Source organism: Fictibacillus enclensis (assembly GCF_030123385.1).
GTDB classification, from domain to species: Bacteria; Bacillota; Bacilli; order Bacillales; family Fictibacillaceae; genus Fictibacillus_C; species Fictibacillus_C enclensis.
Genome location: NZ_CP126109.1, coordinates 3,045,266 through 3,063,222, shown reverse-complemented (window position 1 = coordinate 3,063,222; position 17,957 = coordinate 3,045,266). Strand labels below are relative to the sequence as shown.

Annotated in this window: 13 protein-coding genes and 1 pseudogene; 11 read left to right on the top strand and 3 right to left on the bottom strand. The window is 40.3% G+C overall.

All coding sequences use genetic code 11. The features are described 5' to 3' along the window. Positions 1-125: 125 nt before the first annotated feature. Positions 126-3,248 carry an efflux RND transporter permease subunit gene (locus QNH15_RS16135; protein WP_283889316.1) on the bottom strand — a complete coding sequence of 1,041 codons (3,123 nt, stop codon included), beginning with the start codon at positions 3,246-3,248 and terminating at the stop codon, positions 126-128. A 304-nt stretch (positions 3,249-3,552) separates the two neighbouring features. Here QNH15_RS16135 and QNH15_RS16130 point away from each other — a divergent pair, with 304 nt between their 5' ends. The 7 genes from QNH15_RS16130 to QNH15_RS16100 all read left to right on the top strand — a co-directional run bounded on the left by QNH15_RS16130 (position 3,553) and on the right by QNH15_RS16100 (position 11,047). Continuing rightward, a complete protein-coding gene (locus QNH15_RS16130; RefSeq protein WP_283889315.1) occupies positions 3,553-4,830 on the top strand; it encodes a VTT domain-containing protein in 1,278 nt (425 codons plus the stop codon). A gap of 16 nt (positions 4,831-4,846) precedes the next feature. Next, positions 4,847-5,560: a response regulator transcription factor gene (locus tag QNH15_RS16125; RefSeq protein WP_283889314.1), complete on the top strand. Its 714-nt coding sequence runs from the start codon at positions 4,847-4,849 to the stop codon at positions 5,558-5,560. Beyond that, positions 5,535-6,908 carry a sensor histidine kinase gene (locus tag QNH15_RS16120; RefSeq protein ID WP_347343347.1) on the top strand — a complete coding sequence of 458 codons (1,374 nt, stop codon included), beginning with the start codon at positions 5,535-5,537 and terminating at the stop codon, positions 6,906-6,908. The genes QNH15_RS16125 and QNH15_RS16120 overlap by 26 nt, the downstream gene beginning before the upstream one ends. Positions 6,909-7,271: 363 nt before the next feature. Then, on the top strand, positions 7,272-8,966 hold the full coding sequence (locus tag QNH15_RS16115) for a DUF6044 family protein (protein ID WP_283889313.1): 1,695 nt from the start codon (positions 7,272-7,274) through the stop codon (positions 8,964-8,966). A 2-nt stretch (positions 8,967-8,968) separates the two neighbouring features. Continuing rightward, complete coding sequence (locus tag QNH15_RS16110; protein WP_283895607.1) at positions 8,969-9,964, top strand: glycosyltransferase family 2 protein; 996 nt, start codon at positions 8,969-8,971, stop codon at positions 9,962-9,964. Then, a complete protein-coding gene (locus QNH15_RS16105; protein WP_347343346.1) occupies positions 9,957-10,406 on the top strand; it encodes a GtrA family protein in 450 nt (149 codons plus the stop codon). The genes QNH15_RS16110 and QNH15_RS16105 overlap by 8 nt, the downstream gene beginning before the upstream one ends. Continuing rightward, positions 10,379-11,047: a phosphatase PAP2 family protein gene (locus QNH15_RS16100; RefSeq protein WP_129474913.1), complete on the top strand. Its 669-nt coding sequence runs from the start codon at positions 10,379-10,381 to the stop codon at positions 11,045-11,047. The genes QNH15_RS16105 and QNH15_RS16100 overlap by 28 nt, the downstream gene beginning before the upstream one ends. Positions 11,048-11,193: 146 nt before the next feature. Here QNH15_RS16100 and QNH15_RS16095 read toward each other — a convergent pair whose 3' ends face one another. After that, positions 11,194-11,790: an undecaprenyl-diphosphatase gene (locus QNH15_RS16095; RefSeq protein ID WP_283889312.1), complete on the bottom strand. Its 597-nt coding sequence runs from the start codon at positions 11,788-11,790 to the stop codon at positions 11,194-11,196. 170 nt (positions 11,791-11,960) lie between these two features. Between QNH15_RS16095 and QNH15_RS16090 the strand changes: the two genes are divergently transcribed. Beyond that, positions 11,961-12,662 carry a response regulator transcription factor gene (locus QNH15_RS16090; RefSeq protein WP_283889311.1) on the top strand — a complete coding sequence of 234 codons (702 nt, stop codon included), beginning with the start codon at positions 11,961-11,963 and terminating at the stop codon, positions 12,660-12,662. A 1-nt stretch (position 12,663) separates the two neighbouring features. Further along, positions 12,664-14,031 carry a HAMP domain-containing sensor histidine kinase gene (locus QNH15_RS16085; protein WP_283889310.1) on the top strand — a complete coding sequence of 456 codons (1,368 nt, stop codon included), beginning with the start codon at positions 12,664-12,666 and terminating at the stop codon, positions 14,029-14,031. A 322-nt stretch (positions 14,032-14,353) separates the two neighbouring features. Here the strand turns inward: QNH15_RS16085 and QNH15_RS16080 are convergent, their stop codons facing one another. Next, the gene (locus tag QNH15_RS16080; protein ID WP_283895603.1) at positions 14,354-15,100 is read right to left on the bottom strand and encodes a COG4705 family protein; all 747 of its coding nucleotides are present in this window, start codon (positions 15,098-15,100) and stop codon (positions 14,354-14,356) included. A gap of 954 nt (positions 15,101-16,054) precedes the next feature. Here QNH15_RS16080 and QNH15_RS16075 point away from each other — a divergent pair. Continuing rightward, a pseudogene (locus QNH15_RS16075) lies at positions 16,055-16,378 on the top strand (sigma factor); the annotation flags it as partial. Positions 16,379-17,171: 793 nt separating this feature from the next. Next, positions 17,172-17,876 (top strand): DUF1510 family protein, encoded by a 705-nt coding sequence (locus QNH15_RS16070; RefSeq protein ID WP_283889309.1) that lies wholly within the window; start codon positions 17,172-17,174, stop codon positions 17,874-17,876. The last annotated feature ends 81 nt before the right edge of the window (positions 17,877-17,957 follow it).

Genomic DNA, 17,957 nt, shown 5'->3' with positions numbered 1-17,957 from the left:
TAAATTTTCAGTTGGATAGGCAATAAGTATAGGAATAGAGCCTGAGAGTGTTCAATTATCTCAGGCATCTATTTCCCTAGATTTCGCCGCATTCGTTGTAAATTAATGCGGCGAGAATCAAAACCTTAGTTAACAGTATTTACTGTTGTTGGAATACTTTTTGAGACAGACTTTTTATGCAGCCATTCATAAATAATAGGAATGATGATAAAACTGTTGATGGTTGAAGTCACCATACCTCCAATAACGACAATACCTAGCGTCTGAGAAATGACTGTATCGGCACTGTGTGATATTGCTAGTGGCAACAACGTTAGGATGGTTGCTGCTGCTGTCATTAAAATCGGCCGAATCCTTGAAAGGCTTCCATTCAGTACCGCCTCGTTCACGGGCATTCCTTCTCTTCGGTTTCGTTCGATCTTATCAATTAACACAATACCATTTGTAACGACGATACCGGTTAGCATCAGAACGCCAATCAATGCCGCTAAATTCCATTCTCCGTGGAACAGAATTAATGCAATGACCACACCGCTTAAGGCGAGCGGGATGCTTAACAGTACGGATAGCGGTGCTCTCCATCCTTTGAAAATGGAAGACGTAATGAGCAACACTAAAAGAATAGAGAAAGCGACTGCCACTGACATATCAAAGATCATATCTTTTACTTGCTGCGTGATCCCACCCATTGAATAGGTTACACCTTTAGGAAGTTTCATGCCGCTTAATGCTTGATCCGCCTGGCTTGATACTTTACTGATATCGTTTGATGTAATCTGTGCGGTCACAAGAGAGAATGGCTGGCCATCTCGTTCGCTAATGGTTGAAGGCGTGTTATCCTTTGAAATTTTAGCAATCTGGTCCAATTTTATCTTTTCACCATTTTTACCAGGTACGGTTTCAGCAGAAAGAGAAGCTAAAACATCACCGGCCGTTGCGTTTAACGTAATGCTGGAGTCCGTTCCAGTCGCAATTTGGTCTAAATATTGGTCCACAGGAAGTGCTTTATGATCCACTGTAACGGTAGCATCTTTGGATGGAGCGATATAACGATTAATGACCGGCAGAATGTCCGTCACTTTTACGCCTTTATCCTGCATCGCTTTTTGGTCAAACGTCACCTTATACTTAGGTGAACCATTGGTTAAATCCACTTTTCCATCTACACTTAGATCCGAAACTTTTGATAAGCTGGTTCTTGCTTTTTGAGCTGCTTGGTCCAATGTTTCCTGGTCCGAACCTGTAAACAGGATACGCATTTGGGAATCGTCACCAGAGATGTTCTGGCTTGTTACCGTATACGTTACATCTTTTGATAATGATGGCAGCTGCTGCTGTAATTGTTTAATGACTGAATCAGCTTCTTTATCATTCTTCAACACAACGGCCAGGTTCGCGACGTTCGGATACGTGATAAAGCCTCCGCCCTGGTCAAACACATCATCACTTTGCGGTGTCATGGTAGACCCGAAATTGGATGAATACGCAGCAACCTTCGGGTTATTCTTTAATGCTTTTTCGATCTTTTGCACTTCAGAATCCACTTGTAGTAATGTACTTCCCTTTGGCAATTCTGCTTTAATGGCAATTTGTCCAATTTTTCCGCTCGGTAACAAACTTACAGGAAGGAATGCAGAACACGTTCCAGCGGCCAGGAACACTACGATCGAAGCAATGATCATGGCTTTCTTATGTTTAAAGGCCGATTGCAAAATGGGTTTCATTTTTGTATCGAGTTTGAGGGTTTGTTGATCTGCATTTCCGCCTTTCCATCCCATAAAAGCAAGGGCAGGAATAACTAACATTGCGACAAAGAATGAAATGATGAGTGCAATAACGACTGACCAGGCAAAACCGCTGTAGGAGGCACTGATGACCCCTCCGACAAAAGCAATCGGAATATAAACGGCAATCGTGGTAAGCGTTGAGCCCAGAATCGCTGGAATCATTTCAACCACCGATGATGCCAGAATAGAAAGCAATGGTTTATCCTTTTGTTCCTCACGTTTTCTGTACATATTGTCCAGGATCACAATCGAGTCATCGACAATACGGCCCATCGCTACGATCAAACCTGAAACGGTTAAAATGTTTAGCGTGATTCCCATCGATTTTAAGAAAGCGGTGGTTGCCAGTAATGAAATCGGCAGTGAAATGGCAATCAATAAGGTGCTTCTTACATTTCGGAAGAAGAAGAACACACAAATCATGGAGAATACACAGCCTAGTAAACCTTCCCGGACCAATCCGAAAAGTGAGCTGTTCAATTCATGCTCCCGGTCCAGCAGAACGCTGAACGAGACATCTTTCGGATTTACGGTATCCAATTGAAGATGTGCCACACGGTCTTTTACTCCATTGGCCACATCCGTGATATTGGCTGATGGTGTCTTAATCACATTTAACGTAACACTTGGTGCTCCATTTGTTCTGGAAACGGTTTTTAGGTCATTTAAGGAATGTGTAATGGTACCGAACGCTGATACAGGAATGACTTTTCCTTCCGAATTCTTAATCGTTGCGTTCTCCATTTGTTTTGGCGTGAATTTCAGTCCATCAAACGACACTGGAATGGATAATTGGTTGTTTATAATCGTTCCCTGTGGCATGGCTGGAACAGCTAACGCAAATGATTTATTGACATCATCCAGTGTTAATCCGTTTTTCACCAGGTCTTTCATGCGAATCGTTAATACATAGCCATCCTTTGCTCCCCCAATGACAGATACATCCGATACACCAGGAACAGATTTTAATTGTTTTACAATTTCCTGTGTGCCAGTGGAGCGCAGGGTTTGTTCATCCAATTTTGAACTTGATATGCTGTATGTCAAAATCGGGAATGAGCTGGTTGTTAATCGTGTTACCGAAGGCGTGCTTGTAATGGTTTGTGGAAGATCCGCATTTGCTAAAGCTTTGTTTACCTGATCCTCCGCTTGTTTCATGTCCGTATTCATGGGAAAATACAAACTCATAAACAATCCGCCGTCATAGGAAGTGCTTTCCACATTGGATAAGCCATCCACTGTTTTAACGGCACTTGCCAGATTATCGGTGATTTGCTGTTTGACCTGAGCGGCTTGATAACCGGGTACTCTCATACTAACGGAAAGAGTCGTATTGTTAATCCCAGGCAAATAATCTCTTTGCATCTGGTAGGCAGAAATACCTCCCCACGCCAAAATAATGACAACACATACAATCATAAGAATTGCCCGCTGCATGGTTGCCTCCACTATTCGTTTCACTTCATTGCCATCCCCCGTCATTTTTATAAAAATAACCCAATTATTTTATGCGTTTCGTTCAATCGATTTGGGCAATCTAATCATACGAAATAAATTTTTAGTTTCTCCTTAACAAAGGATTAATATTTGATTAAAACTAATAACCTCGGTTTAAGATTAAGACTGGGCGTATAACCTTTTTGTTCTATTAATAAAAGATTAATAATTCCTTAATCTGAAAACCTTTCTTAAAAATAGTGGTACATTGAAAAAGAAACGGTATTGATTAGTAATCATTTTTCTGTTTATATTCGGGGGCAGTTTCATGTCACATTTAATCACTTTATTTGAACAACACAGTTATTTGATCTTATTTATAGGAATTTTTCTGGAGCTGATGGCTCTCCCTATTTCGGGAGAATTCTTAATGAGTTACGCTGGATATTTTGTCTATCAAGGCAAGATGAATTATATTTTGGCCCTCTTGGTGGTGGTTGCTTCAGCCGGTTCCGGTATTACCGTCACGTACTGGATTGGTAAAGCAGGGGGCTATAAATTAGTTGAAAAGTATGGGAAGTACATCCACCTTGGACCTGAAAGGTATCAAAAAACATCTGCCTGGTTTGAGCGGTCAGGCAGTAAGCTATTAGTTTTCGCTTACTTTATTCCGGGGATCAGGCATTTTACTGGTTACATTTCGGGGATTTCCAGATTGCCTTTTCGCAAATTCATTATTCCAGCCTATACAGGAGCCATATTATGGGGGATTTGCTTTATTACGCTTGGCAAGGTTCTGGGACCGCAATGGGAAACATTCCATCAAGCTGCCAGTAAATATGTAATCATATTTGTCATTGTGGCAGGTGTATTAGTAGTTAGCTATTTTGCGTACCGTTTTTATAGAGTACAAATTAAAGATTTTTTTATTCATTGGATCAATCGTTTGATTAAAAAGCTAAAAACAATCAGAGCGACCGAAATTTTTCTTGTTTTCCTTACTCTTGTATTCATTGGAATGGTTACGTTAATGCTCGGACTTGCTCAAGACTATATTTATAATGAATTTACTCAGTTTAACGATATTGCGGAATATATGGCTCAATCAGTGATTTACAGTAACTGGATGAGGGGGATTTTAGTTTTCCAATCTCCCCTGGCTATGGGACTTATTATGGCGGCAGCCATGATTGGTATTTGGCATAAAAGACAGAACAGAGGATTGGAATATCTTCTCCTTAGTGTTTCAGTCTTGGGCGCAAAGCCCTTTCACGATACAGTCTTGGGGGTGTTTTCTTACTTACAGTCCATTGGTTTCATCAAGCAGCCTCATTCGGCTAATTTTCCTGACTTTAACGCGACCATTATAATAATTGTTTATGGCGTTTGTTTGTTTTTGCTTGTTCGCCATTCGAAAAATAATTACTTTTATATACTCGCTGCTCTCGTTGGTTTAGTTATTTTTCTTGGACTGGCCGTTATAAACATTGCTGTAACCTCAGTTCTTCCAAGTGATATTGTGGGTGGATATGTCTATGGCGGTGTTTGGATCTTTTTTAACTTCTTATTGTTTGAAATGATAAGGCTTGTATTGGAAAAGCATTAGAAGGGTTGAATTTAAAATGAAAACAACAATTTTAGTGATTGAGGATGAGACTCAAATTGCGCGGGTTTTGAAGATGGAGCTGGAGTACGAAGGGTACCAGGTCGCCGTTGAGCATGATGGTGCATCAGGTTTAAAAGCGGCTATGGAATCCGAGGCCGACTTAATTTTATTGGATGTCATGCTGCCAGGAATAAGCGGTATAGAAGTATTAAGGCGATTGAGAAAAACTAACAAGAAAACGCCGGTTATTCTTCTCACTGCCCGAAATGCTACATGGGATAAAGTGGCAGGGCTGGATCATGGAGCAAATGACTATGTAACAAAGCCATTTGAAATTGAAGAATTACTGGCTCGTATCAGAGCTTGTCTCCGGAACAGCGAGAAAGTAGAAACGAACGAGGAACCCTCCTTATTAACGGTTGAAGATTTAATCATTAATACGGAAACAAGAGAAGTGACAAGGGCTGGTGAACCTATTACGCTAACGCCCAAGGAGTATGACTTTCTGGTGTATTTAATTCATAATAAAAACAAAGTAGTGACTAGAGAGAAGATCATTATCAACGTATGGGGATATGAGTATGAGGGCGAAACCAATGTTATTGATGTATTCATAAGGCACTTGAGACAAAAGGTGGATACGAACTTTTCTGCCCCATTAATTCATACTGTCAGAGGGATTGGCTACACCATCAAGGAGAAAAATGGTGAAAATCACAACAAAAATTAATCTTCTAACCACTGCCTGGATGTTGTGTATCTTGATTCTTACTAATTTTTTGGTTTTCTTTTTATTTATGAAAAACACTGTAACTATGGATGAGAATATGCTTTTTCAAAAGGCGAAGGATATTATGGCAGAGATTCACCTCAATCAGTCATCTTCTCAAATGGAGGAAACATTACGAGATTCGCTAACGGAACATTCCTTTATCCGTGTAATGGGACCTAAAAACAAGGTCATCCTCCAGGAAACAAACGATAAGTTACTTTCAAAGAAAATAAAAGGAAAGTATACAACAAAAAAGCAGACTCAAACCCATATCATTTTTGCTGAACATGGAGAAGAACAAGTATTAGTGGTTCGTGTTCCCATAAAGAATGGTACGACTGTTAATGGAAGTTTGGAAATCGCAGAACGCCTGCAAGGTCTTGAAGCCAGAAGAGAGCTTCTTAGAGTCATTTTAATTTCCTCCACGATTATAGCTGCCTTTTTATCCTTGCTTGGAGGACGATGGTTAGCCAATACGATTATGCGTCCGATCTCTAATATGATAAATACGATGGAGGATATAGAAAAGAGCGGGGTGCCGAAAACCATCAGTATTCAAGATAACACCAAAGATGAACTTCAAACCATGGCGAAAACCTTTAATCGGATGATTGCCAGGCTTCAACTAAATATAGAGAAACAAAGACAATTCGTTTCAGATGCTTCTCATGAATTAAAAACACCGTTAACCGTGATAAAAAGTTATGCCAATCTATTGAGACGACATGGGCTGAAAAACAAGAAGATGACGGATGAAGCCATCGCAGCTATTCATTTAGAAGCAACAAGGATCCAAAAAATGACTGAAACTTTCCTTGATTTAGCTGAATTAGAGAATGAAACTCTACTCGAAACAGATCAGTTTGACCTGGTGTCTTTATGTAAAAGTATCATTAAGCAATTCAAACAAGTGTATAAACGTGAGATAAGCTTTCACTATAAAGAAAATCAAATCCTAGTGGATGGTGATGAATTAAAAATCAAGCAAGTTATCATTATTTTATTAGATAATGCCATAAAATACAGCAATGAAAAAATTGATGTATTTCTAGAAGGACATGAAAATCAAGTCCTGGTTCGTGTAAAGGATTATGGTATTGGAATCCCTGAAGATGAGATCCAGCACATTTTTGAACGATTTTACAGAGTCGATAAAGCAAGAAGTCGAGAGACTGGAGGTTCTGGTTTAGGTCTTCCAATAGCCAAAAGTATTATGAATTTACACAAGGGAGAAATCAATTTGATAAGTACACAAGGGGAAGGAACAGAGGTAATATTAAGATTTTCACAAAAAAACAATTACTAAAATAACTGTGGTGTTGTTGAAATATGATCCTTTTATCGGAAACGTAATCGAAAATATTTTTCAAATTCCAGCATATTTGTTCAGTGTATGATGCGTTCATCAGTAGAATGTTTCGATAACATGTAAATTCTCCCCTCAAACCGTATCTGGTTTCATTCTAGAATAAAAAAAGCTTGTAGACATGAGACTTTGTCAACAAGCTGAAGCTGCCAAATTTGGCAGCTTTTTTTAGCAATGAATCTTAACAATAAAAAAATTAATCCTTTTTTAATGGAGAATTAAGGGTCTTTTCATGGGAGAAGGGTACTGTTTTAAATGAATTATTAGAGATATAAAGGATGATGACTTATAAATTGGAGTAGGATGTGGAGTGAACTTGAACTAAAAAATAAACATTTATGGCTGGCTTGGCTCTTATTGGCCGTATACCTGTCACCTCTTTTTATTCTCGGGGAGAATGCCCATATCCGGGTACATGACAACCTTGATTCCAATATCGCCTGGTATAAGGTATTGCGGGAAAGCGGCCTGCTGTTTGGACCGGTCGACAGCACTGTTCCTCAAATTATAAACGGCCTGCCCCGGGATACCTTCGGGACAGAGTTCAGCGGGATCGAGTGGCTGCATCATTTATTCCCATCGATGATGGCATTTGCCCTGAGCCAGGCGATTACAAGATGTTTTGCATTCATGGGGATGTACCTTTTGCTGAAAAAACATTTTCTGAAGGAACCCGAGGTGTGGCCCATTTCAGTTTGGGTGTCTTTCGCATTTGCAATCACGCCTTTTTGGCCATCCGGGATGCTTAGCACCTTGGGCATGCCCCTTGCTTTATGGGCCTTTTTAAATATCCGAAATGGGGACAGCACGCCTAAAAACTGGCTGACCCTTATTCTTCTTCCTTTGTATTCCAGCTTCGTGCTTGGATTTTTTTTCTTTTTGGCCTCCATGGGTATTTTCTGGCTTTATGACGCTCTCATTCGGAAGAAGCGAAACTGGGTATTCTTGGGGGGAATTGCCCTGATGACGGCAGTATACCTTCTGGTGGAATACCGGCTTGTTTATTCATTGCTGTTTCCACAAGAGCCAACCAGCAGGGATGAGTTTGTCAGTTCAAATCTGGGATTTTGGCATGCTGTAAGATTAACGTTTGAAAACTACCTGCTTGGCCACACCCATGTAATGACCCTGCATACCGCTGTGATCCTGCCGGTTCTGTTTATTGTGATGTGGAAAATTTGGAAATCGGGGATCAAAACCGAAAAGACATTTATATGGCTGTTTATGATTAATATTATTTTGTCCGTTTGGTATGCTTTTTGGTTTTATAAGGGATGGCAGCCAATCAAGGATAAAGTCAGTCTTTTAAATACCTTTAATTTTGCTAGGCTTCATTTCCTTCGGCCACTGATCATTTATCTTTTGTTCGGCCTTGGCTGCCGCTTTTTATGGAAAATGGGATTTGGCTGGAAAAAGGCCGTTAAATGGGCACTTGTTCTGCAGATCCTGATATTGTTCGGGGCAAATCCTGAAATTGATTACAGAGTAATAGGAAAACCCTCCTTTAAAGAATTTTATGCAGAAAAACAATTTGAACAAATCAAAGAGTATATCGGAAAGCCGCAGTCATCATACCGGGTGGCAAGCATTGGGCTACACCCGTCCATCGCCCAGTATAATGGCTTTTATACACTTGATACGTATAACAACTACTACCCTTTGTCCTATAAAAAGAAGTTCAGGAAAATCATTGCGCCAGAGCTGGAAAAGAACCGTACCCTTCGGACCTACTTCGATGATTGGGGAAATCGCTGTTATATCTTCGTCGATGAATTGGGGAAGAATTATGATTTTACAAAGAACTCCCATAAGAAAATCCGCCATCTTGATCTAAATACCGATGCTTTCAAGCGGTTGGGCGGCGATTATTTCTTTTCAGCAGTTCCAATCGAAAATGCTCAGGAAAACAGACTTAAGTTTCTGAAAGCATTCAGTGAAAAAGATTCGGCATGGAAAATTTATCTGTATAAAGTACAAACCAAACAGGAGGGATTATGAAAATGGACTATCCATATGTAACGATTGTCATTCCGTGTTATAACGAAGAGGATGTGCTGGAAGATACGTTGCAGCAGTTGGGTCAATTGCTGGAGAACATGATTGAAGACGGCATGGTTGCCCCTGCAAGCGACCTATTGTTTGTGGATGACGGAAGCAAGGACAACACGTGGGATATCCTTGAAATGTCAAAATACAGTTTCGTGAAAGGCCTTAAGTTGACAAGGAATTCCGGTCATCAAAACGCATTATACGCTGGTTTAATGGCTGCCAAGGACCAGGCAGACTGTGTGATATCGATTGATGCCGATCTTCAGGATGATATCAACGCCATTCCGAAGATGATTGAAAAGTACATGCTGGGCAATGAAATTGTATACGGCGTAAGAAGCAAAAGAGATACAGATACGTTTTTCAAACGGACGACAGCCTTGGGATTTTACCGTTTTATGAATAAAATTGGGATTGATCTGGTCGAGAACCATGCGGATTTCCGTCTAATGAGTTCCAGAGCCTTACATGAATTATCCAACTATAAAGAACAAAATCTTTTCCTTCGCGGCTTGGTTCCCCTTATTGGACTTCCATCTTCAACCGTTGCTTATGAACGGAAGGAGAGGAAGGTGGGTGAATCCAAATACCCTTTAAAGAAGATGCTTTCTTTTGCTTTTGACGGCATCACGTCTTTCAGTGTGGCACCCATACGCCTGGTAACCATTATTGGACTGCTGTCTGTTATCCTTAGCTCTGCAGCCGGCCTTTACGCGTTAACACAAAAGTTCTTGGGCCATACGGAATCCGGCTGGACCTCACTGATTATTTCGATTTGGCTCATCGGTGGTCTGCAGCTCCTCGGAATTGGCCTGTTAGGGGAATATATCGGGAAAATCTTCACGGAAGTAAAAAGACGGCCAAAATATGCCATTGAAATCGATAAATATACCAAGAAAAACACTGTTTTCCCGTCCGTTCATCTTGAAGGAACGCGAAATGATTAACCATTCTTTTTTTCGCTTCCTATTAGTAGGGGTGGCAAATACTGCAGTTGGACTATCTTCCATTTATATATTGCTTCATTGGGGAGGGTTGGGATATTGGCCGGCAACTTTTTTGGGTAATGCAGCCGGGGCATTGGTAAGCTATTTTCTGAACCGTACGTTTACCTTTAGAAGCAGTGAAAAGATGGGGAGCAGTTCGATCCGATTTGTGGCAGTCATTTTTGTTTGCTATTATGCAGCTTACTCATTAGGCAGGGAGACAGCTGACTTCTTGGCGAACACGGTTCATTTCCTTCCTTCCCTCTTTCAAAAAGATGTTTCTGTTTTGGCTGGGACTGTTCTTTATACACTATTCAACTACCTTGGACAGAGGAATTTTGTTTTCAGGAAAAAGGTGGAGAGGAGGAGACATGCATGCATAATTTTTCACGAAAAAAAATAGACCCTGCCATTGTTCTTATCCTTCTTTTTGCAGCAGGGTTCAGTCTGCTTGCATTTCTGGTAATGAGCAATGCCGTTTTCCCTGCTGACATGGCAATTATCAGCTTTGTCCAGGGATTTGAGTCTCCACTCTTCACAACCGTCATGAGATTCTTTACCTTTATAGGATCATTTCCCGTGGTCCTTGGTATCAGTGTGTTAATCCTTCTGCTCTTGTTTAAACTGTACAAACAAAAGGCGGAGCTGATCGTCTTCATGATTGTATTGGTGGGCAGCCCACTGTTTAATGAGGGGTTAAAACGATTTTTTCATCGAGTACGCCCTGAATACCACAGGCTAATAGACATCGGGGGATTCAGTTTTCCGAGCGGACATTCCATGAATGCTTTTTCTTTGTATGGAATTCTTGCTTTTCTCCTTTGGAGGCATATTCGCTCAAGAGCAGGAAGGACAGCATTGGTACTATTTAGCGTTTTTATGATCCTTCTTATCGGTATAAGCAGGATTTATCTTGGCGTTCACTATCCAAGCGATGTTCTTGGAGGCTATACCGCTAGTGGATGCTGGGTAGCAGTGGTGATATGGAGCTTTCAGAAATACAAAGATAGAAGGAAGCAGCAAATGAAAAGTGGAGGCGACTGACCTTGCAGTGCAAAGTAAAAAGAGTGCGAAATGCACTCTTTTCAGACCGTAGACAAACCCCCTTTCAATTTTCTTTGAAAAGCAAGCGAACGGTCCATATAATCAGAAAATGCAGTTCCTGCAAGACTTGTTGATAAAAGTGGGAATCACAGCTTTTCCTTTCTTTCAAGTTCCTTGTCTTCAAAGAACTTAACTTTACGAGAGAGATTCATTACAAACTGAACGAAAGGTTCCAGCTTGGCTGAAAAGTGCAATATAAGATATCCGCAAGCATATGCCAGGAGTGCACTTCCGGCTACATCGACCGGATAATGAACACCGACAAAGATCCGCGAAATGCCAACCAATGCCGCCCAGCAAAGGACAGGTATCCGCCAAGTACTACCTCTCATCCATAAAATCCATGCGATAGAGAATACTACTAGGGCATGTTCACTGACAAATGAGGAGTCCTTGGCATGAGGAATCAGTTTGTGTACATGCTGCACAGCGAACGGCCGTGGATGATAATAAACAAGATGAAATATGATATTCAGCACTAATGCAAGAGCGACAGTACAGCCAGCATAAATTGCCGTGCGTTTGTTTTCTATATCATTCATTTTTCCTGAAGTAAACCATAGCATCAACATGATCGCTGCAGCTGTATAAGGTACACTGCTTGACAGTAAAATCATACTTCTATCTAAAATAGCTGATTGCGTTGCCCAGCTATTAATCCAATGAAAAATCATATTATTCATAGACTGCTCTCCTTTATTCTGACTATCAAAGTGGATGATCCTGGACCAAAACAAAGTATAGACCGGTTAGCTGAAAAAACACTGAAGTCTACATTAAAATTCAATGAAAATAAGAAATTCGGATTGGGTCTCATGGTAAAGTTTAGGGACGCAAGAAAGAAGGGATAGAAATGAAGCAGCGGATACTAGTGGTTGAAGATGAAGTGCAGATTGCTAAAGTTCTTAAGATTGAATTGGAATATGAGGAGTATGATGTTTATGTTGAGCATGATGGTCAATCTGGAATTGAACAGGCTCTTCGTGAAGAGTACAACTTAATCCTCCTAGATGTGATGCTTCCGAAACTAAGCGGAGTAGAGATGTTGAGGCGGCTGAGGAAGGCAGGCAGACATACACCAGTTATTTTATTAACCGCTCGAAATTCAACGCTGGATAAAGTAATGGGATTGGATCTCGGAGCGAACGATTATGTGACAAAGCCTTTCGTGATGGAGGAACTGCTCGCACGCGTAAGATCCACGATACGCTATTATTCTTCAATCCTTAACATAAAAGCAGGAGGAACTGAGGGGCAAAAGCTTTTCTTCAAGGATTTAAGTGTGGACACGGAAACGAGGGAAGTCTCAAGAAACGGGACAAGCATTTTTTTAACGCCTAAAGAGTACGATTTGCTTGTATACCTTCTTCATCATAAAAACAAAATCGTCACACGCGATGGAATTATAACAAATGTCTGGGGCTATGAATTTGAAGGAGAGACCAATGTTATTGATGTTTACATTCGCCATTTGAGGAAAAAACTTGAGGATAATTCTCCGGATTCACTCATACAGACCGTTCGCGGTGTAGGATATACCATGAAGGAGAAGTAAAGTGAAAATTACCACAAAGATCAACCTCTTAACAACAGCATGGCTCGTTTTTATTCTTTTGATTATGAATGTCCTCGTCTTTTTCACCTTCATGAAAACAATTGGCACTATTGAAGAACGGTTTCTCAATCAGAAGGCTCATGAGATCATCAAAAAAACAGAAAGGAAAGGACCAGAGGAATTAACGAAGGATCTGCTGGAGGTCTATCTTTCTGACCATTCTTTCATCCGGATCGTGGACAAGCATTCGGCGGTCATCAAGCAAGTTACGGATGATACAGAATTAGCAAACGTACAACCAGAGTTTACACGCAAGGAAAAGTCCGAACTGCGGCAGATCGGTGAGGAACAGTTTCAAATTGTACGTATCCCCATCTCCATCAATCATAATGTTTCCTATTCGATGGAAATCGCGCAAAGGGTAACGGGTCTAGAAGTGATGAAGGACAAGCTTTTATCCATCTTGGCGGCATGTTCAGGAATTACGCTTCTCCTCTCATTGGCTGGGGGCACACTGCTTTCCAGCGTAATTATGAAACCCATCTCAAGAATAATCAGAACGATGGAGGATATCGAGCAAAGCGGAGTCCCAAAAACAATATTCATTCAGAACCGCTCGAAGGATGAACTTTATACACTTGCCAACACTTTTAATCGCATGATCAGCCGTTTACAGGAAAACATCAAAAGACAGAAACAATTTGCTTCTGATGCCTCCCATGAGTTGAAAACGCCGATCACGGTCATTGGCAGCTATGCCGACTTATTACTGCGGCGAGGTGTGAATAATGTCAAACATTCCAGGGACGCAATTGAAGCCATTCATCAGGAAGCGATGCGGATGCAAAAGATGACCGAGACACTGCTTGATCTGGCATCTTCTGAAAATGAAACCTCCATTGATGTGGGCAAGGTGAACCTTACACAAGTATGCGAAAACTTGGTGATGCAGCTTCAAAGTGTGTATAAACGTGAAATCCTTCTTCACAAGGAAAATAAACCTGTTATTATTGAAGCCGACGAGCTGAAGATGAAACAGGTTATCATTATCGTTCTTGATAATGCGAGCAAGTACAGCAAATCGAAAATCGAAGTTACAGTTGGCGATGATGAGGGGGACGCCTTCATTAGGGTAAAAGATAGCGGAGTTGGGATACCGGAAGAAGACCTTGACAACATCTTTGAAAGGTTTTACAGGGTAGATAAAGCAAGGTCTAGAGAAACAGGCGGCACTGGCCTTGGATTATCCATTGCGAAAACAATCATGAAACTCCATCGAGGCGATATTTTTATACAAAGTAAAGAAGGGAAAGGGACTGAAGTGGAATTAAGAATTCCTGTTTTCTTCAAAAAGACTGAAGGCGCCTAAACATTAAATTTTACTGAGGAGAACATTAAATATAAATGAATGCTACAGTGTAAACAAACTGTAGCAATTCTAAAAAAAGTCCTTTCGCTCTTACCCATTGGTTCTCTTTCATTTGGCGGCAAGGATGAATATGTAACATGTCCTGAATGCGAAGGCACGGGAAAATTTGCTAATGGTATAGCTTATGACTACTGTGATGGAGAAAAGGCAAGATTGAAGAGTCAAAGTACTATGAAATGCTTTCCAAAGGTGACTATGAAGAAATATAGAAAGCTGTCACAAAAAGAAAGCGCTCCGAATCAAGGAACGCTTTCTTTTTGTGTTATTCTTCTACCGGGATCTCGTCTCTCCGGGTCTTTGTTAAATATATTACGAGAGCTAATATAATTGCCAAGAAAATCATACTTGTTCCAGTCGTTCCGAGACCAAGCCCTCCTGCATGACGGGACTGGGAAAGAAAATCTCCGATGGATGCTCCAAGTGGACGTGTTAAAATATAGGCAATCCAAAAGGAAAGAACAGCATTCATATTAAACTTGAAAAAGGCAAGAGCTACTAAAGCTATGACAACCGCGAAAAGGATGCCTGATTTCCAATAGCCTAATCCAATATCTTCAGAAACAAGATCTCCTGCTGCTGTACCGAGTGCAAAGGTAAATAAAATAGCGAGCCAGTAAAATGTCTCTCGTCTCGTTGTAAAGATGGAGTGAATGGAGAGCGTCTTTTCACTCTTATACCAGGCGGCGAATGTAATCGCCAAGATGATGGAAAAGACAATCGTTGATGTAACGAGCGGCACTCCAAAATGGTCAGTGAGATTGTCGGTAATCAGCGTTCCGACTACGCTGATCAACACGACAGCAAGCCAATAGACGCCAGGAATATATTTTCTCGCCTTAAATTGAAAAATAAGGGTGATGATTAATAGAGCGCTCATGACAAAGGTAGTATTGGTGAGTCCCCAGTGCAGCTTGAATGTGAGAAAGTCGGCTGCTGTTTCCCCAACGGTCGTGGCCATAATTTTTATAATCCAAAAGAAAATGGTCACCTCGGGGACTTTATTCAGCATCTGGCGGCCAAGAGAGGGTTCTCTTGTTTCAATAATCGTATCCAATCGTGTTTCCTCCTTTTTTAAGGCAATAATGAGTACAACATCAACCTTACATAGGAAGAATGAAAATCACCTGAAAAACAAATTAAAAATGTGTGAAAAAGACAATTTGTTTACTTATATACAATGTAATTTTTTAGTGAGTAAAGGTGTTTTTAAGGAGTATAGATTCTTTGAAGATTAATTCAGTTAAAAAATTTGATTTATGATATAGTTCAACCTTACTAACGTAATTCGCTTATTTTAAATGTAGCGGAAATAAAACTCACTCCAAATGAATTAAGTGCTATAAATGATGCGCTTTTGAAGATCAAAACTTCGGGAGATCGCTATGCTGCAGGTTCAGATTTTGCAAAAAGGGTAGGGAAATAATGGTGCTTGTGCCCCCATTACTTATTGCAGTTTAAGGATCATATGGACAATTTTCTGAGGGAGATTTACTAAAAAAGAACTTTGATGAATGGCTAGATAAATTAATCATGAGTAAAAGTTACAAGTTTCGGGAGTGGTAAGTTCACTCGTTTTTAGAAATGAGACCAAATAGAAACCAGTTCTTCATTGTTATTTTATAAGTAATGAAACTTCTTTTAGCTTGGCAACCCCTCATTATGAATGAGGGGTCTTTCCATGTAAACAGAGTGATACTTGACCTGATGTAATTAACAATAATTAACTACATATAAACAGATGCTGCTTTATGCTATAAATACAAGATCCTACTACTATCTTCCATGTCAATTTAGCAGAGTAGAGCGTCAAAATAAGTTAATCAGGGTGGACAACGTAATGGAAAAATAAACGAGAAAAAATTAGATATTTTAGATTGTGCTTCATTTCATATGGTACAGACACCTAACAAGCCCAACCCGGCATACAGATAAGAGTAAGAAATAACCGCCGGGAGGTGTCTGAATGTCCAGGTTGCTTGTTGTATTAGGATACTTTTTCAAAGAAGTTATGCTGTTTGTCTCGTATGTGAAAAACAATGCGTTTCCGCAGCCCCTCAACGAAAACGAGGAGAAAGAATACTTAAAACGGATGGCCGAGGGAGACCAGGAGGCCAGAAGCAAACTGATCGAACACAACTTGCGTTTGGTTGCACATGTCGTCAAGAAATTTGAGAATACAGGGGAAGATACGGAAGACCTGATTTCCATCGGGACCATCGGACTGATCAAGGCGATCGAGAGCTATTCGAGAGGGAAAGGCACGAAGCTTGCGACGTATGCGGCACGTTGATTTTCTAATGTCAATAGTGTTGCATGAAAAATACATTATAGGTAATATGCCATCATTTCATTGCACCCATAAGGATGGGTGCTTCTTTTATTTATATTTACTCTCAATTTAGGGGAGGAAATGTAAAGGTTTGATTACAATACAAAAAAAGCACGGCGTGTTTCACCGCGGGGCCTTATTGCGCTCATGGTTTGTGTATGAGCAAGAGTTCCAGTAATGATCACTTCTGAATGATCAATGATATTTTTCATTATTCAGGGTATTTATTTGGGAGCATGGAATTACAAGACCCTTAGTTTGTCCGATTTCTTCAGTTCCATTTCTTTTTCTATCCATTAGATGTATTTAAATCTATATCGGAACGTTTCAGTTCGTTAATCCTGGAAATGTCACCGGCGGTTTTCAGGGGGGGAGTGGCGGCCAGGGAAATGCTGTCTCTCGACAGCCTGAGGAAGGGTTTTTACCCTTCCTTTTTTAGATTTTCATAGAGTACATGCAAAGGCTTAGTGTGGTTGTTTCTCTTCGGGGAGAACGGAAGGTAAGAATTGGAAAATAGTCTTTAGACAGTATGGTCTAACACTAGATGGTCCCAATCAAAGATAAAAAAAAGAGGCTTTGTTTAAATCGCTCATTGTAAAGAATATTTTACCTCTTCATTTTACCCCTTATGTTTAAAAAAAACCTGTCGAATATTATTTAAACAACATCATTTCGTTGTAAAAAAAGAACGAAGAGATCGAAACTTTTGTAAAACCATTGTGATGAAGTGATAGAACTGAAGGGAGATAAGATGAGATCAAGACTTCAACGCCAAAAGAGAAAAAAGATGCATATTACTCTGAACGGCCTAATTTGTGTCGTATTGGTCCTAATATTTATTGTAGCAGGAAAAATAATGTGGGGAGACAGCAATCAGGCCTCAACCGATAACCGACACAACCTAACCAAAAGTGAAAGTGAACAAAGGAACCAACAAAATAATGACACAACGATCAGTAAAGATAAAGAGATCGAATTAAAAAACCAAGATAAAAAATTAAGGGAAAATAAAAAAACTAAAGAGCAGCAAGAAGCTAAAAGAATTCAGAAAGACTCCGAAGAACAAGCTACAAAAAAACAAAAAGTAGAAAAAGACAGAGAAGAGCAGAAAGCAAAAGAAGCCAAGGAAGAGCGCGAGAAGCATAATTCTCAAGATGAGGAGAAAGTGACAGGACCTGGGTCGTCGAAACCCATTGGAACGAGTCAGACTGGACCACATACTTCGAGTTATGTTAAGGATTCAGTGGATTGGAACGAAAAAGTAAAAGCGATCCAAATGGCAACAGGTCTAGGGGTCAACATGAACATCTGGCGTATTGAAAATGGCGGGGGACCTCAAAAATCAGTTGGAAAAGTGAGCCCTGACGGCGAAGATAGTTGGATGTACGTTGTGAATCTTGAATGGGTGGATCAAAAAGGGTGGAAAGTAACAAGTGTTAGTAAACAAAATCGATAATTTAAAAAGGTAAAAAAACCTAGATAATGGAAAACAAGAGCTCAATACATTGTAAAAACAATCGGGCGCTTTCCTGTAACA